The organism is Saccharopolyspora sp. NPDC045941 (genome assembly GCF_056431445.1).
Genome location: NZ_JBWKKU010000041.1, coordinates 64,157 through 82,582 on the forward strand (window position 1 = coordinate 64,157; position 18,426 = coordinate 82,582).

The following is an 18,426-nucleotide window of genomic DNA, read 5'->3' on the forward strand; positions in this document are numbered from 1 at the left end:
AGGAAAACGGGAACACCGGAACCCCGGAAAGGCAGGCTTTCACCGGTCGAGGGAGACGAGGCCGTGTTCGTAGGCGTAGATCACCGCGTGCACTCGGGTTCGCAGGCCGAGCTTCGCCAGGATCCGGTTCACGTGGGTCTTCACCGTGCCTTCCTCGATCGTGCAGGCGGCCGCGATTTCGGCGTTGCTCATCCCGCGCGCCACCAGCCGCAGCACGTCGTGCTCGCGGGGCGTGAGGCGGTCCAGCTCCGGGGTCGCCGGATGCGGCGAGAGCGCCGCGAAGCGGCTGATCAGGCGCCCGGTGACCTGCGGGTCGACCAGCCCCCGGCCCCGGTGCAGCTCGCGGACCGCGGCCACCAGCACGTCGGGTTCGTTGTCCTTGAGCAGGAACGCGGCCGCGCCCGCCTGCAGCGCGCCGAAGAGGTACTCGTCGAGGTCGAAGGTCGTCAGCGCCAGCACCCGCGGCGCGGGTCGCGCGCCCATGAGCCGGCGGATCGCCGCGATCCCGTCCAGGTGCGGCATCCGCAGGTCCATCACCACGACGTCGGGCCGTCGCCACTGCGCGAGCCGGACCGCTTCGGCTCCGTTGGCCGCCACGTCGACGACCTCGATGTCCGGCTCGCCGTCCAGGACCAGGCGGAGCGCGTCGCGCACCGCCTCCTGGTCGTCGGCCACCAGCACCCGGATCGTCACCGGTCCGTCCTCTCCACGGGCAGTCCCGCCGCGACCCGCCAGCCGCCCGGATCGGCCGGGCCCGCCGACAGCGTGCCGCCGAGCAGGTGCACGCGTTCCCGCATGCCGCGGATGCCCTGGCCCTCGGCTCCCGCGGCGGTCGGCGGGCCGTCGTCGGTGACCTCGATGTGCAGGCTCCGCTCGTCCCGCCGCAGGTGGACGACGACTTCCGCCGCACCGGAATGGCGCGCGGCGTTCGTCAGGGCCTCCTGCACCACCCGGTACGCGGTCCGGTCGACGGCCGGCGGCAGCGCGGCCGCGATGCCGGTGCGGTGCAGGCTGACCTCGCGCTCCGGGGAGGAGAGCCGGTCGGCGAGCCGGTCCAGGTCGGCCAGGCCCGGCTGACCGCAGGCCGGTTCCTCCCGCAATTCCCGCAGCAGGTTCCGCACTTCGCCGAGCGCGGTCCGCGAGAGCTCCGAGATCGTGCCCAGCGCACGGTCGGCGACCGGCGAAGCCCCGTCGAGCGCCCGGCGGGTCGCGGTGGCCTGCAACCTGATCGCGGTCAGGTGGTGGCCGACGCTGTCGTGCACGTTCCTGGTGAGCCACGCCCGTTCTTCGGCCAGCAGGCGGTCCGACTCGGCGCGCTGCAGCCGGAGCGCCTGGCCCGCCCGCTCGCGGTGCAGCCGCAACGCGTAGCCCGTGGCGACCGGGGCAATGGCCATGACGATCAGGTCGGTCGCGGTGAAGACCTGGACCGGCCCGCCGGCGATCAGGAGCGTGCCCACCGACCAGCAGGTGGCGATCGCCAGCACCAGCAACGGGTTTCGCGGCCGGTGGTAGACGGCGGCGCAGAACGCACCCATCGCGACGAGCATTCCGGGCCAGTTCGGCAGGAAAGCCATGCCCAGCAGCGCGATCACCGCGGACGCCACCGCGACGGTCAGCGGCAGCGCCCGGCGGGCCGGCAGCGGGAGGCAAACGCCGATGCTGAAGGCGGCCAGCAGCGGCAGGTCCACGGGGACCCGCCGCTCCAGGCACGCCACCAGCATCAGCGCGGCCGAAACGCCCGCGATGAGCAGGATTTCCCGCACGTAGCGCATGTCAAGAGGATGCAGCACCGCACGCGGTGCCTTCCGGCGGCAGTTCGCCGGTGGTCAGGTACCGGTGCACCCGGTCCCGCACGCAGGGGTGCCCGCTGAGGTAGAGCGCGTGAGCGCCCTTGGCCGGCAGGTAGCGGGCGCCGTCGAGCTGTGCGGTCACCCGGCGCGCGTCCTGCGGCGGGGTGGTGCTGTCGTATTCGCCGCTCGCGATGAGGATCGGCGGGAGGCCGTGCGGGCGGATCGGATGCGGCCGGAAGTTCGCCGTCGCGGGGAGACCGGCGCAGTGGTAGGACATCTGCCACGCGGTGGCCCAGCCGATTCGCGGAGTTCGGCTCCGCAGAGCGGTTTCCAGCGCCTTGACCTCGCCGTACTCGGTCGGATACGGGAAATCGGCGCAGAACATGATCCGGCTCAGCGCGGGATCCATCCCGCCGGTGGGGGCTTTGGCGAATCTGGTGGCGTCACCGGCGTGCGCCTCCAGCAGCGACGCGGCCAGTTCGGGCCACCGGCCCTCGTAGCCGGGATTGGCGCGCGAGACGATCAGCGTCGCGCCGGCGGTGGCGTTCGGCCCGGCGCCGGGAGCGGGGATGGGATCGCGCTCGGCGCGCGCCAACACCTCGTCCCACACTTGGAGCACGTCCCGGCCGTGCAGCGCGCATGCCGGTTCCGCGCCGCACCACTGCGCGAAGCGGTCGAGGTTCGCCTCCATGGTCTTCGCGCGCGGCAGCAGCCAGGCGGGCCAGGACCGGTTGGTGTGGTCCATGACGCTGTCCAGGTACATCCGGCCGATGCGGTCCGGGAAGAACTCGGCGTAGGCCTGCCCGAAGACCGTTCCGTAGGAGTTGCCGTAGTAGTTCAGCTCCTCCTCGCCCAACGCGGTCCTGATCGCGTCCATGTCGCGGGCGACCTGCCACGTGTTCAGCCTGCCCGCCAGCGGCCCGGCCGCTTCGGCGCAGCCGGTGCCGAAGCGCCGGTTCTCGGCGGCGTAGGCGTCGTAGGTGGCCTGGTCCGGGAACACCCATTCCGCGTTCTCCGGCATGGGCATCGGATCCGGGCACCGCACCCCGGCGCTCTCCTCGAAGCCGCGCGGGTCGGAGACGACGACGTCGAACCACCGGGTGAGGTCGGCGAAGGCGGCCTTCGACTGGCGCAGCACCGAGATCTGCTGGGCGGGCCCGCCGATGTTGACCAGCAGCGTGCCCTTGCGGTTGGCCGGATCCTGCGCGGGGAGCCTGGCCAGTCCCAGGTCGATCCGGTCGCCGCCGGGATCGGCCCAGTCGACCGGCACGTCGATCCGGCCGCACTGCAGGCCGTCCCCGCAGTCCTGCCAGGACGGCCCCGGTTCGGCGGACGCGACGGGCACCGTTCCCGCCGCGAGCAGCCCCGCGCCGAGCACGATGGTGAGCAGTTTCTTCATGCGCCCAGGCTTTCGGGAACCCGGTGGCCTGGCGTCCAACTTTCGATAGATCTTCGCGGGCCAAGCGGTCGTTTCAGGCGACCGCTCCTACGGCGTCTTGAGGACCGTCAGGAGCTGGGTCGCCCGGCTGAGCGCCACGTAGAGGGCCCGGCGGCCGGTGCTGGATTCCGCGGCCAGGCCGTCCGGGTCGACGACCACCACCGCGTCGTACTCCATGCCCTTGGCCTCCAGGCTGCCGACCACGCGGAGCCGGTCCGAGTCGGACCCATCCACAGTGGACAGCCACTCGCGGACCTCGTCGCGGCGGGCCATCGTGGTGACCACGCCCACCGTGCCCTCGGCCGCCGCCACCAGCTCCACCGCGGCCGACCGCGCCGCCTGCGGCAGCTCGTCGGCGGCCACCTCGCGCACCGCCGGCTCGATGCCGGTCGTGCGCACCGCGACCGGCAGGTCGTCGGCCGGGACCAGGTCGCGGACCGCGTCGGCGGCGACGGCGAAGATCTCCGCCGAGTTCCGGTAGTTGGTGCGCAGCGTGAACCGGCGGTGCGTGCGCTGCGCGCTCAACGCCTCCTGCCGCGCCGCGGCGGCCTCCGCCGGATCGGGCCACGACGACTGGACCGGGTCGCCCACGATCGTCCAGCTCGCGTGCCGCCCGCGGCGGCCCACCATGCGCCACTGCATCGGCGAGAGGTCCTGCGACTCGTCGACCACCACGTGCGCGTACTCGTCGTAGTTGACCGCGCGGCGCGACTGCTCCGCCTCCGGAACGGTGCGGCGGCGCTTCGGCGGCGGCCCGGCCAGCACCCGCAGCTCGTCGATCAGCGCGATGTCGGCGACCGTCCACTCGGTCACCTCGGACCACGACTTCGCCAGCAGGTCGACCTCCTCGGCCGACAGCAACCGGCGGGCGGCCTGGGACAGCCGCGCCGGGTCGGACAGCCAGCGCAACACCTGCATCGGGTACAGCGGCGGCCACCACGCGACCAGGAACCGGTGGAACTCGATGCGCTCGCCGATCTCGCTGATCAGCCGCTCCCGTTCGGGCTGGAAGTCCTCGTCGGCGGCCTGCTTCGCCTGCTGCCACAGGGCTTCCAGCAGCGCGTCGGCCGCGCGCATCCGGTACCGGTTGGGCTGCCCGCCCTTGTTGTGCAGCGAGCGGCGGATCCGCTTCAGCTCGTCGGCCTGCAGCTTCAGCACCGTGCCCCGGTAGAACATCTGCAGGTGGTCCGGGGCGTCCGGCGGCGGCAGCCGCAGCGCCCGCCGGAGCACCTTGACCATCCGCGAGGAGCCCTTGACCTCCGCCGTGCGCGGATCGTCGATCTTGGCCGTGCCGATGCCGTCCAGCACCTCGCCGAGCGCCCGCAGCTCGACGTTGTGCTCGCCCATCGACGGCAGCACGCGGGAGATGTAGGACATGAACACCGGGGACGGGCCGACCACCAGCACCCCGGGGCCGCCGAGCCGGCGCTGCTCGCGGTAGAGCAGGTAGGCGGCGCGGTGCAGCGCCACCGCGGTCTTGCCGGTGCCCGGGCCGCCGGTGATCTCGGTGACCCCGCCCTCGGGCGCCCGGATCGCGTCGTCCTGCTCCTTCTGGATGGTGGCGACGATGTTGCGCATCGAGTCGCCGCGCGACCGGGTCAGCGCCGCCATCAGCGCGCCGTCGCCGATCACCCGCATGTCCGCCGGCGCCCGGTCCGGGTCCAGCAGGTCGTCGGAGAGATCGACGACCTGCTCGCGGGAGGAGCGGATCACCCGGCGCCGCACGACGTCCAGCGGCTGCTCGGGAGTGGCCTGGTAGAACGCCGCGGCCAGCGGGGCCCGCCAGTCCACCAGCAGGTTGTCGAACTGCGGATCGCGGATGCCCAGCCGGCCGATGTGCACGGCGTCGCCGCCGGCGAAGTCCAGGCGGCCGAACACCAGCCCCTCGGACTCGGCGTTCAGCGCCTGCAGCGTCCGGTTCGCGTGGTACAGCATCACGTCGCGCTCGTTCAGCGCTTCGGGAGTGGCCTCCAGGCCGTACTCGTAGCTCTTGTCGCGCATCGCCTCGGCTTCGGCGCGCAGTTCGTCGAGCCGGGCGTAAACCCGGTCGACGTGCTGCTGCTCGACCGCGATCTCGGCCTGCTTGGTGGACGCTTCGGACACCTGTGTCGTTCTCCCGTGTGGTGCAGTGGGCAGACCAATCAGCCTACGGCCCGTCGCGGCAGCTGCTTGCTGCTCCCAGGAGCTAAGAACCCGAATACCCAGGCGTAAACTGAGCCGAACACCAACGCCCGCCGCGCGAGAGCGCCCGGCGGGCGTTTTGCGTCGCGGTGCCGCTTGCCAGGCCCGCGGAGCACCGGTCGGACGCGGGTGCGCGACGATGGTCGGGTGACTCGGATCGTGGCCGGAAGCGTGGGCGGGCGGCGCATCGACGTGCCCCCGCGAGGCACCAGACCCACCTCGGAGCGGGTGCGGGAAGCCCTGTTCAGCGCGCTCGAATCGGCCATCGAGCTGGCCGGCGCGCGGGTGCTCGACCTCTACGGCGGCTCCGGGGCGCTCGGCCTCGAAGCCCTCTCCCGCGGCGCCGCGCACGCCACGTTCGTCGAATCCGACCGGCGCGCCGCCCAGCTGCTGCGCCGCAACGCCGCGTCGCTCGGGTTCCGCGACGTCCGGGTGGAACAGGCGAAGGCCGAGACCCTGATCGGCACCCCGACGGCGCAGCCGTTCGACGTGGTGCTGGCCGACCCGCCCTACGACCTCGCGCCCGAGCTGCTGCAGCGCGTGCTGGCCGGGCTGGCCCCGAACGGCTGGACTGCGCCGGGCAGCCTCGTCATCGTCGAGCGCGCGGTGCGCAGCGGCGAACCGGGCTGGCCGCCGCCGCTGCGGGCCTTCCGCACCAAGCGCTACGGCGACACCGCCGTCCACTGGGCCGCGCACGAGGAGTCGTGAGCGCGAAGCCGGGCTGGAGCCCGTTTTCGCACTCACGACCCATGCGGTGACCCGCGCCACGTGATCGTGGGGGCAGCCCCTGCCTGCTGCTAACGTGCCAGCTCATGAGGCGTGCCGCGTGTCCTGGCTCCTACGACCCGGTGACGAACGGTCACCTGGACATCATCGAGCGAGCGTCGAAGCTGTTCGACGAGGTCGTCGTCGCGGTGCTCATCAACAAGAACAAGAAGAGCCTGTTCAGCGTCGAAGAGCGGCTGGAGATGCTGCGCGAGGTCACCGCCCAGTGGCCGAACGTGCGCATCGACGCCTGGCACGGCCTGCTCGTGGACTACTGCAAGGCGCACGACATCGGCGCGATCGTCAAGGGCCTGCGCGCGGTCAGCGACTTCGACTACGAGCTGCAGATGGCGCAGATGAACCAGCAGCTGTCCGGGGTCGAGACGATGTTCATGTCCACCAACCCGCTGTACAGCTTCCTGGCCAGCTCGCTGGTCAAGGAGGTCGCCACCTACGGCGGCGACGTGTCGAACCTGCTGCCGCCGACGATCGAGCGCCGGCTCCTCGACCGGCTCGCCGAGCAGAACTGACCGCGGCTTAGAGACCGTTTTGGAGTGGTGGCGTCAGGTTCGGTAGGGCGGGTCTTCGAAGCGGCGTAGCCGCTTAGCCCACCCTCGCAACTCGCACCGCCGCGGGTTCTCAGAGGTTTTCTCGCGAGGACAGCCCCGACGCGTCGTATTGGTCATACGTGTGTCGGGGATCCCACAGTGAGAAGGCCTCTGAGGTTCTGCTACCGGCACCGCCACGCAGAACGAGTTTGGAAACAAAGCAGTTGGGCCGATCGGCTCAATCGCGTCCCACGATGGTGCCACGTGACATTTCGGGTTCACGTCAGCGTCAGCGCGTGACCACGTCATCGACGTAGCGTGCTCGACCATGAAGCGGATCACGTCGAAGACACTCCAGGTCCTGTTGGCCGGTCTGATCGCCGTGGTGGGGCTGATCGGGTTCCAGGCGAGCGCCCTGTCCGCCGCGCCGACGGCTGCCGTCGCGCAGGCGCCGTGCGGGGACACCTCGGGCTTCCAGAAGGTCGACCTGTCGGCGCTGCCGAAGGAGGCGACCGACACGGTCAACCTGATCAAGAAGGGCGGCCCCTACCCGTACCCGCAGGACGGCACGGTCTTCGAGAACCGGGAAGGCATCCTGCCGCAGTGCGCCAGCGGCTACTACCACGAGTACACCGTCAAGACCCCCGGCAGCGACGACCGCGGCGCCCGCCGGTTCGTGGTCGGCGACGGCGGCGAGTACTTCTACACCCAGGACCACTACGACAGCTTCCAGCTGACCAACATCAACGCGTAGTCCACCGAGAGCCGTGCGCGTTCCGGGCCGTCCGGGACGCGCACGAGCGCGTTCGGGGGCTTGACACGCGGAACTGGATTTCCCCCGCCAGTCTGCCCGGCCCGGGCAGACTGGTAGCAGGACAAACCCGTGATCGGCGGCTGCGGGTGTTCTGAGATGCTTGCCGCTGCGGCGGCTACGACGGCAGGGAGATCAAGGTGTACCGGGTGTTCGAGGCGCTCGACGAGCTGGTCACGATCGTCGAGGAAGCGCGTGGCGTGCCCATGACGTCGGGGTGCGTGGTGCCCCGCGGCGACGTGCTGGAGCTGCTCGACGACGTGCGGGACGCGATCCCGCAGGAACTCGACGACGCCCAGGACGTGCTCGACCACCGCGACGAGGTGGTGTCCACCGCGGCGGCGCAGGCCGACAAGTCGGTCACCGACGCCCGCAACGAGGCCGACCGCACGGTCGGCTCGGCGCGCGCCGAGGCGGAGCAGCTGCTCGCCGACGCCCGGGAGCAGGCCGACGAGCTGCTGGCCGAGGCGCGGGCGCAGGCGGAGCAGGCGGTGACCGCGGGCCGCCGCGAGTACGAGGAGTACGTCGGCCGCGCCCAGAGCGAGGCCGACCGCATGGTGCAGGCCGGCCGCGCCGCGTACGAGCAGTCGGTGCACGAGGGCAAGGCGGAGCAGGCCCGGCTGGTGGCCGACACCGAGGTGGTGCAGGCGGCGAACGCCGAGGCCAAGCGCATCGTCGACGAGGCGAACGAGGACGGCGAGCGGCTGCGCAGCGAGTGCGACGCGTACGTCGATTCCCGGCTCGCGGACTTCGAGGACCTGCTCAGCCGCACGCTGCGCACGGTCGGCAAGGGTCGCCAGCAGCTGCGCAGCCCGATGGGCGCCCCCTTCGACTACGAGGAGTGGCACGCCGGCAACAACACCGGCGCCAACTGATCTCCGCGCCACCGGGCCCGTCCTCGGTGGTGGAAGGCCCTGGTGTCGCGGCTGGAAGGGTGTCGCGTACCCTGGGAAAGCTGGCTGGGGATGATGCGCAGTTTCTCATCCGCCTATGCCGCACCGCCCTGTCGAATTGACCACCGAAACTTGTGATGTCTCAGAACCATTCAGCGCACGCCGCGCACGTCGGCCCCTGGGTGATCGACACCCGGGAGGTCGGCCACCGGGCCGGCAGCAGCCGTGCCTACACGCGCAGTGCCCCGGCGCCGACCGGGTTCGGGCTGGACATGATCAAGGTGCTGGAGGGCGATCCGGTGCAGCTCGACCTGCTGGCCGAGTCCGTGGTGGAGGGCGTGCTGGTGTCCGGCACCGCCGTGGCCACCCTGGCCGGCGAGTGCGTCCGGTGCCTGGACCCGATCTCCGACGAGGTCGAGGTGGAGGTGCGGGAGCTGTTCGCCTACCCGGACAGCGCCACGGACGTCAGCACGGATGACGACGAGGTGGAGCGGGTCGTGCACGACCTGATCGACCTCGAACCGGTGGTGCGGGACGCGATGTTGCTGTCGCTGCCCTCGGCGCCGTTGTGCTCGCCGGACTGCCAGGGGCTGTGCTCCGGGTGCGGCGTGAAGTGGGCCGAACTCGCCCCGGATCACACGCATGAGACCATTGATCCTCGCTGGGCTGCGCTGCAAGAGCGGCTCGGCGGGACCGAGGAGGAGAAGTAGTCGTGGCCGTCCCGAAGCGCAAGATGTCCCGGGCCAACACCCGTCACCGCCGGTCGCAGTGGAAGACCTCGGCGCCGACGCTGGTGCAGTGCTCCAACCGCTCCTGCCGCGAGCAGAAGCTGCCGCACGTCGTCTGCCCGGCCTGCGGCCAGTACGACGGCCGCCAGATCGTCCAGCCCGCCTGATCGGCGGTCGCGCAGTGGGGGGAAAGCAGTCGCGGGTCCGGAAGGTCGATCGGGCTCCGCTGTTGGCAGCGCTCGGCGTCGAACTCGACGCCGAGCTGCTCACCCTTGCCCTCACCCACCGCTCGTACGCGTACGAGAACGGTGGCCTGCCGCCCAACGAGCGGCTGGAGTTCCTCGGCGACGCGGTGCTCGGCCTGGTGATCACCGATCACCTGTACACCGAGCACCCGCACCTGCCCGAGGGGCAGCTCGCGAAGCTGCGCGCCAGCGTGGTCAACATGCACGCGCTGGCCGGCGTCGCTCGCGGGCTCGGTGAGGGCGGCCTGGGCGAGTACCTGCTGCTGGGCAGGGGCGAGGAGCTCACGGGGGGCCGGGACAAGGCGAGCATCCTCGCGGACGGCCTGGAGGCCGTGCTCGGCGCGGTGTACCTGGCGGAGGGCATCGACGTCGCCCGCGGCGTCGTCCACCGGCTGTTCGAGCCGCTGCTGGCCGAGGCGCCGCAGCGCGGGGCCGGGCTGGACTGGAAGACGAGCCTGCAGGAGCTGACCGCGTCGGCGGGGCTCGGCGTGCCCGAGTACCGGGTCGAGGAGCAGGGTCCGGACCACCGCAAGGAGTTCAGCGCCTACGTGGCGGTCGGCGGGCAGACCTACGGTCGCGGCGATGGCCGCACCAAGAAGGAAGCCGAGCAGAAGGCCGCCGAAGCGGCCTGGCGCCAGCTCTCCGAACAGACCACCGAAGACGCCGAGACCCCTTCCGCGTAGCGGAATCCGGGGCCGCGCGCCGGGGTCCGGCGCGGGTGGTCGAAGATGTTTTCGTGCCCGAGTTGCCTGAGGTCGAGGTCGTCCGGCGCGGTGTCGCCGATCATGCTGTCGGCCGGACGTTGTCCGGCGTCGAGGTCCTGCATCCGCGCGCTGTCCGCCGGCACGTGCCCGGTCCGGAGGATTTCGCCGGTCGGCTCGCTGGTCGCTGCCTGAGCGCGGCGCGGCGGCGCGGCAAGTACCTGTGGCTGGAGCTCGGCGACGAGGCCGGTGCACCCGAGTCCGGCGGCGAAGCGCTCGTGGTGCACCTGGGGATGAGCGGTCAGCTGCTCGTGCAGCCCGGCGACGTCCCGGACGAGAAGCACCTGCGGGTGCGGATGAGGTTCTCCGACGGCGGTCCGGAGCTGCGGTTCGTGGACCAGCGCACCTTCGGCGGCCTGCACCTGGCCGATCTGGTCGAGGTGGACGGGATCGCGCTGCCGAAGCCGGTGGCGCACATCGCGCCCGACCCGCTGGAGCAGGTGTTCGACCTCGAAGCGGTGGCCGACCGGTTGCGGACGCGGCGCACCGGGATCAAGCGGGCGTTGCTGGACCAGAGCCTGGTGTCCGGCGTCGGCAACATCTACGCGGACGAGGCGCTGTGGCGGGCGAAGCTGCACTGGGCCCGGCCCACGGCGACGCTGACCCGGCCCAAGATCCGCGAGCTTTTCGGCGCCGTCACCGATGTCATGCAGCAGGCGCTGCACGCGGGTGGCACGTCGTTCGATGCCTTGTACGTCAACGTGAACGGCGAATCCGGCTACTTCGACCGGTCGCTGGCGGTGTACGGGCAGGCGGGGCACCCGTGCCCGCGGTGCGGGGCGTCGGTGCGACGCGATCCGTTCATGAACCGCTCGTCCTACACCTGCCCGGTGTGCCAGCCCAAGCCCCGCAACGCCCACCTCTGACAGGCTCGTCGGGTGGCGTTTTCGCGCGAAAGCGCCACCCAGCAAGGGCTCACGGCTCCGTTGCCAGGGCGGTGATCACGGCGGTGATCGTGCGCTGCCAGTGGTCTCGTTGGCGGGCGCGCTCGTCCGCGTCGGCCAGCCACTCCTGGTGGAAGCGCAGTTGCGTGCGGTCGCCCTTGCCCACGATCGCGACCTGCACCGTCGTGTCGTGGTCCCAGTCGGCCGGTCGCCAGGTGAGCCTGACCCGGTCGAGTTCGCGGTGGCTGCGGATCTCGCCGGTCGTGCCGTCCGCCGTCCGGTAGGTCGCGCCCTTCTCCAGCGTGGCGCCCGCGCCGAGCCACAGCGCGATGCCCGCCGGGCTGTTGAGGAAGCGCCAGACCGCTTCCGGCAGGTGGGGCACGGTCTTGGAGACCCCGATCTGGAAGCCGGCGTCCTTGGTCTGCCCGATCATGTCCCCGTCCTCGATGTAACCGGTTAAAGCGGAAGAGAACCGAATATAGTGGTTACATGCGGGTGGGAACAAGGCTGCTGACCGCGGTGACCGGCGAACGGTTCCGGTTCGACGCCGGATGCTTCTGCCTGGAGCTGCTGATCACCGGCGGGCCGGGGCCGTACCAGCGCTACGAGATCCTGCACGAGCCCGCGGATCTGGCGCGCTGGCTGGAAGGCTCGCGGCTGGCCGAGGTCGCGCCGCTGTCCGGCGACGACATCCGCATCCAGCCCGCCGAACTCCGCCGCATCAAGCGGTTCCGGGACACGATGTGGTCGGTCGCGAAGGCCGTGGCGCACGGCGAGCGCCCGTCGAGCGCCGACCTGGAGGTGGTCAACGACAGCGCGGAACCGCCGCCCCGGCCGAGGCTGGACCCGGCGACGGGTGTCCGGCGGTGGGCCTCGCCCGTCACCGGCAGCCAGATCCTCGGCGCCGCGGCCCGCGAGGCCATCGAGCTGCTCGGCGGCGATCGAGTCGAGCGGCTCCGGGAATGCGCGGCGGACGACTGCTCGCTGCTCTTCCTCGACACCTCCCGGCCGGGCTCCCGCCGGTGGTGCTCGATGCAGCGCTGCGGCAACCGCCACAAGGTGAACGCCCACCGGGCCCGCCAGTCCTGACTTCCGCGGGCGGGAGCTTCCGGGCCGCGGACTCGGCGTCCACAGTGGTCGCTGACGGATCCTGCGGCGAGCGGTCGTTTCTGGGAAATCTTCGGAAAATTGCCGGAAGGCCGCTGATCGTTGCCGGAACGGGCCCGGCTGAGCTGCGGAAATGCGATCGGGTCCGGTCGCGGCCGCCGATTCCCAGTGATTTCCCAGCCTGTTTCCACGGCACTCGCACCTCGCCCCGGCTTGATGGACGCCGGAAACGAGGTGGTGGGAGATGAATGCTGTGCCGCAGCTCGGCGTCGACGCGCATCGCGTGGTTCGCCGGACCGCGACGATCGACGTGGTGATCCCGGTCTTCAACGAGGAACGAACGCTCCCGGGATGTCTGGAGGTGTTGCGCGAGCACCTGTCCGAAGGTTTTCCGTTCTCCTGGACCATCACGGTGGTCGACAACGCGAGCACGGACGGCACGCTGGGCGTCGCCCGCGAGCTGGCCCGTTCGATGGACGGCGTGCGGGTGCTGCACCTGGACCGCAAGGGGCGCGGCCTGGCGCTGCGCACCGCGTGGGGCTACAGCGACGCGGATGTCGTGGTCTACATGGACGTCGACCTGTCGACCGGCCTGGACGCGCTGCTCCCGCTGGTCGCCCCGCTGGTCAACGGGCATTCGGACCTGGCGATCGGTTCCCGGCTGGCGACCGGGGCCCGCACGGTCCGCGGCGGCAAGCGGGAGCTGATCTCGCGCTGCTACAACAAGATGATCCGCTGGACGCACGGTGCCCGGTTCACCGACGCGCAGTGCGGTTTCAAGGCGGCGCGCGCGGATGTGGTGAAGCCGCTGCTGAAGCACGTGAGCGACGATTCCTGGTTCTTCGACACCGAACTCCTGCTGCTGGCCGAGCACAACGGGCTGCGGGTGCACGAGGTGCCGGTGGACTGGGTCGAGGACGTCGACACCCGGGTCAACGTGGTGCGGACCGCCGTCGACGACGTCGCGGGCCTGGTCCGGGTGGCCCGCGCCAAGATCACCGGCGCGGCGAAGGTTCCCGGCCTGCCGCAGCGGCCCGCGCCGCGCGCCGCGCACCCGCAGGCGGTGCTGGCGAAGCGGGAGAACGGCCTGCTGTGGCAGCTGGTTTCGTTCGGCGTGATCGGCCTGGTGTCCACAGTGCTCACCTCGGTCCTGTACGCCCTGCTGCGCTCCTGGTGGCCGCCGCTGCTGGCGAACCTGGCGGCGCTGACCGTCACCACGCTGTGGAACACCGAGGCCAACCGCCGGTTCACCTTCCTCGGCAGGGCGGGCTCGTCCGGTCGCGTGCACCTGCAGGGGCTGGTCGTGTTCGCCCTCTACTACGTCGTCACCTCCGGCGCGCTGCTCGGGTTGGACGCCTGGCAGCCGGATTCGTCGCGGTGGCTGGAAGTTCTCGTGCTCGTGGTGTCTTCGATGATCGGAACCGGGCTGCGGTTCGTGCTGCTGAGGTCGTGGGTCTTCCGGCCCGCGGCACTGCCGGAGGAAGAGGAACAGGGATGATGTCGGTCGATGCGACGAACGCGCAGCGCGCGGCCGCGCCGTGGCAGCGGATCTCGCTGGCCGCGATCTGCGTGCTGTCCGGGGTGCTGTACTGCTGGGGAATCGGCGGGTCCTGGGGGAACTCGTACTACTCGGCGGCCGTGAAGTCGATGTCGCAGAGCTTCGAGAACTTCTTCTTCGGCTCCTTCGACCCGGCCGGCGTGGTCACCGTGGACAAGCCGCCGATGGCCCTGTGGTTGCAGGTGCTTTCGGTGAAGGTGTTCGGGTTCAACCAGTTCGCCGTGCTGTTCCCGCAGGTGGTGGCGGGGGTCGCCGCGGTCTTCCTGCTGCACCGCGCGGTCCGGCGGTGGGCGGGGGAGCACGCCGCGCTGATCGCCGCGCTGGTGCTGGCGCTGACCCCGATCACGGTGGTGATCAACCGGGACAACAACCCGGACACGCTGCTCGTCCTGCTGGTCGTGGCGGCCGCGTACGCGATGACGCGATCCTTCGAGTCCCGCAAGGCCACCGGGTGGGTCGCGTCGGCGGCGTTCCTGGTCGGCTGCGGCTTCCTGACGAAGATGTTGCAGGCGTGGATGGTGCTGCCCGCCTTCATCGCGGCCTACCTGGTCGGCAGCCGCGCCGGTTGGGGGAGGCGCTTGCTGGACCTGGGCGCGGCGGCCGGGGTGGTCCTGGTCGGCTCGTTCTTCTGGGTCGTCGCGACCGCGCTGTGGCCGTCGCCGAAGCCGTACATCGGTGGCAGCGAGGACGGTTCCGCCTGGGATCTCGTGTTCGGCTACAACGGCTTCGGGCGGATCTTCGGCGGTGGTGGGGGCTTTCAACCGCCCAGTGGCGGGTTCCAGCCGTCAGGTGGCGGCAGCCAGCCGCCGGGCGGTGGTTTCCAACCCTCGGGCGGTGGCGGTGGTTTCTCCGGTTCGTCGGGCTTGCTGCGGTTGTTCAACGAGCAGCTCGCTGGTCAGATCAGCTGGCTGCTGCCGCTGTGCGCGCTGGTGCTGGTCGCGATGCTGGTCGCCGGGGTGCGGCGGTGGCGCGGCGGCCGGCCGCTGGACCGGGAGCAGGCCGCGGGCTGGGTGCTCTGGGGCGGCTGGCTGGTGGTCATCGGCATCATGTTCAGCTTCGCGCAGGGCATCATGCACCCCTACTACACGACGATGCTCGCGCCCGCGGTCGGCGCGATCGCCGGGGCCGGTGTCGTCCGGTTCTGGCGCTGGTACCGCCAACCGCAGGGCAAGGCGTGGCTGCTGCTTCCGGTCGGCGTCGCGATCACGGTGGCGTGGGCGGTGGCCATCGTCGCGCGCGACCTGAGCTGGCACGCGTGGGCCGGGTTCGCGGCCGCCGGGTTGGGCGTGCTCGCGCTGGTCGTGCTGCTGATCGGGCGGCGCGGCAAGGCGGCGCTGGCCAGGAGCGGCCTGGTGCTGGGCTTGGCCGCGGCCCTGGCAGTGCCGACGGCGTGGTCGGCGATCGGCGCGGTCAGCGCTCCGAAGGGCATGGGCGGTACGAACCCGATGGCCGGGCCGGAGACGGGCATGCGCCCACCGGGCGCCACGCGGTTCCCGGCTGCGGGTGGCGACGGCGGGCCCCCGGACGGGCAGAGCCAGGACGGCGGGCAGAACTCGGTCGAGCCGGGCGGCGCCGAGCAAGGGCAGATCTTGTTCGTCGGCGGCGCGGGCGGCGGCGAGTCGCTGAGCGCGGAGCAGCGCAAGATGCTCGACTACGTCCAGGCCAATGCGGGTGATCTCGACGTGCCGCTGGCGGTGGAGGGCGGCTCGATGGGCGCCTCGTCGTACATCATCGAATCGGACGTGACCGTGGTCGGCATGGGCGGATTCAGCGGCGGCGACGAGGCCCCGTCGGTGGCCCGGCTGACCGAGTGGAAGCGGACCGGTCAGCTCGGCTTCGTCCAGCTCGGCGGCATGGGCGGCCCGGGTGGCATGCCGCGTCGCGGCGGCACGGGTGATCGGGACGGCATGGGCGACGGCGCACCGGATGGCGCGCAGCCTCCCGGCGGCATGACGGGCGGCGAGGTCAGGCAGGAACGCGACGAGTGGGTGAAGCAGAACTGCGCCCCCGTCGACCCGGCCGCCTGGGGAGGCGCGGCGGACACATCGGTGCAGCTCTACCGGTGCAACTGACCCGCGGGTGGGTGCGCGGCCGAGTCGCGCACCCACCCCGGGGAGCTCCGCGGCGGGTACTGTTCTGCCTGGTCAGGTGCCGTGAGCGGTTCGGGGCGCTATAGCAACCCGAACCACCCGCGGCACCGCACCTGCGGAAACACCGGCCCATCCGGTTCCCAGACTTCTTCCAGGCCTTTCCCAGGGAGGTGGGCGATGCTTGACGGCGTGGCGGATACCAACAGCGCGCGCGTCCTGGTCGTCGACGACGAGCCCAACATCCTGGAGCTGCTGACGGCGGCGCTGCGCCTCAGCGGATTCGACGTGCACGGCGCGGGCACGGGTGCCGACGCGCTGCGGGCCGCCGTGGAGTTCCGGCCGGACATCGTGGTGCTCGACGTGATGCTCCCGGACCGGGACGGGTTCTCGGTCGCCTCCGAGCTGCGCGCCAACGGCAACGCCGTGCCGGTGCTGTTCCTGACCGCCCGGGACGCCGTCGAGGACCGCATCGCCGGGCTGACCGCCGGCGGCGACGACTACGTCACCAAGCCGTTCAGCCTCGACGAGGTGGTGCTGCGGCTTCGCGCGATACTGCGCCGGGTGCAGCCCGCGCAGGCCAACGACTCGCGGCTGCGCTACCACGACCTGGAGCTGGACGAGGAGACCTACGAGGTCCGCCGCGGCGGCAGCCTGGTGAACCTGTCGCCGACCGAGTTCAAGCTGCTGCGCTACCTGCTGATCAACGCGGAGAAGGTGGTCAGCAAGGTGCAGATCCTGGACCGGGTGTGGAACTACGAGTTCGGCGGGGACAGCAGGATCGTCGAGTCCTACATCAGCTACCTGCGGCGCAAGGTCGACTCCGCCGCGCCGCCGCTGATCCACACCATCCGCGGCGTCGGCTACGTGCTGCGCCTGCCGCCAGAGCAGCGATGACGGTGCTGCGGACGCTGCGCGGGCGGCTGGTGCTCGTGCTGGTCGGCGCGCTGGTCGTCGGCCTGTTCCTGATGGGGGTGACCAGCACCGCCCTGCTGAGCCGGTCGTTGGTCGAGCGCACCGACGACCGGCTGGCGGCGCTGTCCGAGCCGTGGGAGCACGGGCTGGTCGCGCCGCCGGACCCGCTGCGGCCTCCACCGGGCCCGGCGCTCGAACGCGGCGATCTGCCCACCGAGTTCCGGGTGCTGATGTTCGATCCCGGTGGCGGCCAGGTCGGCGCCGTGATCGGGCAGCCCCAGACCGACCAGGGCGGCCCGGTGCTGCGGGATCCGCAGCACGGCCCGGCGATCAAGACCGTGCCCGACCGGGCGGGCGGCTCGGACTGGCGGGTGCGGACGGTCGGCCTGCCCAACGGGCGGTTCGTGGTGCTCGCGCTGTCGTTGGCGAACGTCGAGGCGACCGTGCGCCAGCTGATCGTCATCGAGCTGGTCGTCGGCGGCGCGGTGCTGCTCGTGCTGGCCGTCGCGGCGGCGCTGACGGTGCGGCTGAGCCTGCGGCCGCTGAACCGGATCGAGCACACCGCCGACGCCATCGCGGCCGGGCAGCTCGACCGGCGCGTGCCCGACCAGGACCCGCGCACCGAGACGGGTCGGCTCGGCGCGGCGCTGAACACGATGCTCGGGCGGTTGGTGGACGCGTTGCAGCAGCGGGAGCACTCCGAGCTCCGGTTGCGGCGGTTCGTCGCGGACGCCGGGCACGAATTGCGGACGCCGTTGACGTCGATCCGGGGCTTCGCGGAGCTGTACCGGCGCAGCGATCAGCACCGCGAGGAGGACGTGCGGATGATGATGCGGCGCATCGAGTCCGAGGCGGTGCGCATGGGCGGCCTCGTCGACGACCTGCTGCTGCTGGCCCGGCTGGACCGGGAACGCACCATAGACCTGGTCGACGTCGATGTGGTGCCGCTGGTGCAGGACGTCGTGCAGGACGGGCGGGCACGCGACCCCGAGCGGGAGATCGAGCTGCGGGACGGGGATCGCCCGCTGCGGGTGCTCGCCGACAGCCCCCGGATCCGCCAGGTGCTGACGAACCTGGTGAACAACGCCCTGATGCACACCCCGCAGGGCTCGCCGGTCACCGTCGACGTCGCGCGGGGTTCGGCCGGGGGAGGGGCGATCGCGGCGGCCGGCGCGGAGCTGCCGGCGGGCACCCCGGTGGCGTTGATCTCGGTCACCGACACCGGCCCGGGCATCCCACCTGAGCACGCACCGAGGATCTTCGACCGCTTCTACCGGGTCGACGACGGGCGGCACCGCGACGCCGGCGGAACGGGCCTCGGCCTGGCGATCACGACGGCGATAGCCGAGGCCCACAACGGCAGGGTGGAACTGCACGCCAACCCCGACGGCGGCAGCACCTTCCGCCTCCTCCTGCCCCTGACCTGACCGCCACCCGGGACACAACGCCCCGGTAGGTCCCGGGACACCACGCCCCGGGACGTCCCGGTACCGATCGTGCCGTCCCGCATCGCGGAACCCTGGTTCCACTTCCGCAATTTCAATTGGAAATCGGACCTTCGATTTCCATTGAGGTGATCTCAGTGGGATGGGGGCTGAGGTCTTGAGGTGGTGTGTGCCCGGGGGTTTGAAGAGAGTGGGCGTGGGGTCCTGGTAGAAGAGGTCTCACCACAAGATCGTCTTCCGCAGAGCCAGGACCCCACGTGATTACCTATC

At 71.4% G+C, this 18,426-nt stretch carries 18 protein-coding genes; 13 read left to right on the top strand and 5 right to left on the bottom strand.

All coding sequences use genetic code 11. The annotated features are described in order from the left end of the window. Nucleotides 1–39: 39 nt before the first annotated feature. The 4 genes from AC07FN_RS29090 to AC07FN_RS29105 form a co-directional block, all read right to left on the bottom strand. Nucleotides 40–693, bottom strand: a complete 654-nt coding sequence (locus tag AC07FN_RS29090) for a response regulator (RefSeq protein WP_478398479.1) — start codon at nt 691–693, stop codon at nt 40–42. Beyond that, entirely contained in the window at nt 690–1,772 is a 1,083-nt protein-coding gene (locus tag AC07FN_RS29095; RefSeq protein ID WP_478398480.1) for a sensor histidine kinase, read from the bottom strand. The genes AC07FN_RS29090 and AC07FN_RS29095 overlap by 4 nt, the downstream gene beginning before the upstream one ends. Nucleotide 1,773: 1 nt before the next feature. Beyond that, nucleotides 1,774–3,189 carry an alpha/beta fold hydrolase gene (locus AC07FN_RS29100; RefSeq protein WP_478398481.1) on the bottom strand — a complete coding sequence of 472 codons (1,416 nt, stop codon included), beginning with the start codon at nt 3,187–3,189 and terminating at the stop codon, nt 1,774–1,776. A gap of 87 nt (nt 3,190–3,276) precedes the next feature. Continuing rightward, nucleotides 3,277–5,331, bottom strand: a complete 2,055-nt coding sequence (locus AC07FN_RS29105) for a HelD family protein (protein WP_478398482.1) — start codon at nt 5,329–5,331, stop codon at nt 3,277–3,279. A 225-nt stretch (nt 5,332–5,556) separates the two neighbouring features. On the opposite strand from AC07FN_RS29105, the gene rsmD reads away from it, so the two are divergent. From rsmD to mutM, 8 genes are all read left to right on the top strand, one after another. Continuing rightward, nucleotides 5,557–6,117, top strand: a complete 561-nt coding sequence (gene rsmD / locus AC07FN_RS29110; RefSeq protein WP_478398483.1) for a 16S rRNA (guanine(966)-N(2))-methyltransferase RsmD — start codon at nt 5,557–5,559, stop codon at nt 6,115–6,117. 104 nt (nt 6,118–6,221) lie between these two features. After that, nucleotides 6,222–6,704 carry a pantetheine-phosphate adenylyltransferase gene (gene coaD / locus AC07FN_RS29115; RefSeq protein ID WP_478398484.1) on the top strand — a complete coding sequence of 161 codons (483 nt, stop codon included), beginning with the start codon at nt 6,222–6,224 and terminating at the stop codon, nt 6,702–6,704. 346 nt (nt 6,705–7,050) lie between these two features. Further along, nucleotides 7,051–7,476 (top strand): guanyl-specific ribonuclease, encoded by a 426-nt coding sequence (locus tag AC07FN_RS29120; RefSeq protein WP_478398485.1) that lies wholly within the window; start codon nt 7,051–7,053, stop codon nt 7,474–7,476. Nucleotides 7,477–7,673: 197 nt separating this feature from the next. Further along, nucleotides 7,674–8,408, top strand: a complete 735-nt coding sequence (locus AC07FN_RS29125) for a DivIVA domain-containing protein (RefSeq protein WP_478398486.1) — start codon at nt 7,674–7,676, stop codon at nt 8,406–8,408. A gap of 155 nt (nt 8,409–8,563) precedes the next feature. Continuing rightward, nucleotides 8,564–9,136 (top strand): YceD family protein, encoded by a 573-nt coding sequence (locus AC07FN_RS29130; RefSeq protein WP_478398487.1) that lies wholly within the window; start codon nt 8,564–8,566, stop codon nt 9,134–9,136. A 2-nt stretch (nt 9,137–9,138) separates the two neighbouring features. Continuing rightward, a complete protein-coding gene (gene rpmF, locus AC07FN_RS29135) occupies nt 9,139–9,321 on the top strand; it encodes a 50S ribosomal protein L32 (protein ID WP_093262685.1) in 183 nt (60 codons plus the stop codon). 62 nt (nt 9,322–9,383) lie between these two features. Continuing rightward, nucleotides 9,384–10,082, top strand: coding sequence for a ribonuclease III (gene rnc / locus AC07FN_RS29140; RefSeq protein ID WP_478398488.1), 699 nt, complete (start codon nt 9,384–9,386; stop codon nt 10,080–10,082). A 53-nt stretch (nt 10,083–10,135) separates the two neighbouring features. Beyond that, a complete protein-coding gene (gene mutM / locus AC07FN_RS29145; RefSeq protein WP_478398489.1) occupies nt 10,136–11,026 on the top strand; it encodes a bifunctional DNA-formamidopyrimidine glycosylase/DNA-(apurinic or apyrimidinic site) lyase in 891 nt (296 codons plus the stop codon). Between the two features lie 49 nt (nt 11,027–11,075). Here the strand turns inward: mutM and AC07FN_RS29150 are convergent, their stop codons facing one another. Beyond that, a complete protein-coding gene (locus tag AC07FN_RS29150; protein WP_478398490.1) occupies nt 11,076–11,477 on the bottom strand; it encodes an SRPBCC family protein in 402 nt (133 codons plus the stop codon). A 56-nt stretch (nt 11,478–11,533) separates the two neighbouring features. Here AC07FN_RS29150 and AC07FN_RS29155 point away from each other — a divergent pair, with 56 nt between their 5' ends. From AC07FN_RS29155 to AC07FN_RS29175, 5 genes are all read left to right on the top strand, one after another. Further along, the gene (locus AC07FN_RS29155; RefSeq protein WP_478398491.1) at nt 11,534–12,133 is read left to right on the top strand and encodes a CGNR zinc finger domain-containing protein; all 600 of its coding nucleotides are present in this window, start codon (nt 11,534–11,536) and stop codon (nt 12,131–12,133) included. A gap of 262 nt (nt 12,134–12,395) precedes the next feature. Then, the gene (locus AC07FN_RS29160; protein ID WP_478398492.1) at nt 12,396–13,649 is read left to right on the top strand and encodes a bifunctional glycosyltransferase family 2/GtrA family protein; all 1,254 of its coding nucleotides are present in this window, start codon (nt 12,396–12,398) and stop codon (nt 13,647–13,649) included. Beyond that, nucleotides 13,646–15,781, top strand: coding sequence for an ArnT family glycosyltransferase (locus tag AC07FN_RS29165; protein ID WP_478398493.1), 2,136 nt, complete (start codon nt 13,646–13,648; stop codon nt 15,779–15,781). The genes AC07FN_RS29160 and AC07FN_RS29165 overlap by 4 nt, the downstream gene beginning before the upstream one ends. Before the next feature lie 195 nt (nt 15,782–15,976). Further along, nucleotides 15,977–16,693 (top strand): response regulator transcription factor, encoded by a 717-nt coding sequence (locus AC07FN_RS29170; protein ID WP_478398494.1) that lies wholly within the window; start codon nt 15,977–15,979, stop codon nt 16,691–16,693. Next, nucleotides 16,690–18,138, top strand: a complete 1,449-nt coding sequence (locus AC07FN_RS29175; protein ID WP_478398495.1) for a sensor histidine kinase — start codon at nt 16,690–16,692, stop codon at nt 18,136–18,138. Before AC07FN_RS29170 ends, AC07FN_RS29175 begins: the two co-directional genes overlap by 4 nt. Nucleotides 18,139–18,426: the final 288 nt, after the last annotated feature.

Excerpts from the sequence above, each read along its gene's own strand:
- AC07FN_RS29095 (WP_478398480.1), bottom strand. The coding sequence starts at position 1,772 with ATGCGCTACGTGCGGGAAATCCTGCTCATCGCGGGCGTTTCGGCCGCG.
- AC07FN_RS29100 (WP_478398481.1), bottom strand. The coding sequence starts at position 3,189 with ATGAAGAAACTGCTCACCATCGTGCTCGGCGCGGGGCTGCTCGCGGCG.
- coaD (WP_478398484.1), top strand. The coding sequence starts at position 6,222 with ATGAGGCGTGCCGCGTGTCCTGGCTCCTACGACCCGGTGACGAACGGT.
- AC07FN_RS29120 (WP_478398485.1), top strand. The coding sequence starts at position 7,051 with ATGAAGCGGATCACGTCGAAGACACTCCAGGTCCTGTTGGCCGGTCTG.
- AC07FN_RS29130 (WP_478398487.1), top strand. The coding sequence starts at position 8,564 with ATGTCTCAGAACCATTCAGCGCACGCCGCGCACGTCGGCCCCTGGGTG.
- AC07FN_RS29150 (WP_478398490.1), bottom strand. The coding sequence starts at position 11,477 with ATGATCGGGCAGACCAAGGACGCCGGCTTCCAGATCGGGGTCTCCAAG.
- AC07FN_RS29155 (WP_478398491.1), top strand. The coding sequence starts at position 11,534 with ATGCGGGTGGGAACAAGGCTGCTGACCGCGGTGACCGGCGAACGGTTC.
- AC07FN_RS29160 (WP_478398492.1), top strand. The coding sequence starts at position 12,396 with ATGAATGCTGTGCCGCAGCTCGGCGTCGACGCGCATCGCGTGGTTCGC.
- AC07FN_RS29165 (WP_478398493.1), top strand. The coding sequence starts at position 13,646 with ATGATGTCGGTCGATGCGACGAACGCGCAGCGCGCGGCCGCGCCGTGG.
- AC07FN_RS29170 (WP_478398494.1), top strand. The coding sequence starts at position 15,977 with ATGCTTGACGGCGTGGCGGATACCAACAGCGCGCGCGTCCTGGTCGTC.
- AC07FN_RS29175 (WP_478398495.1), top strand. The coding sequence starts at position 16,690 with ATGACGGTGCTGCGGACGCTGCGCGGGCGGCTGGTGCTCGTGCTGGTC.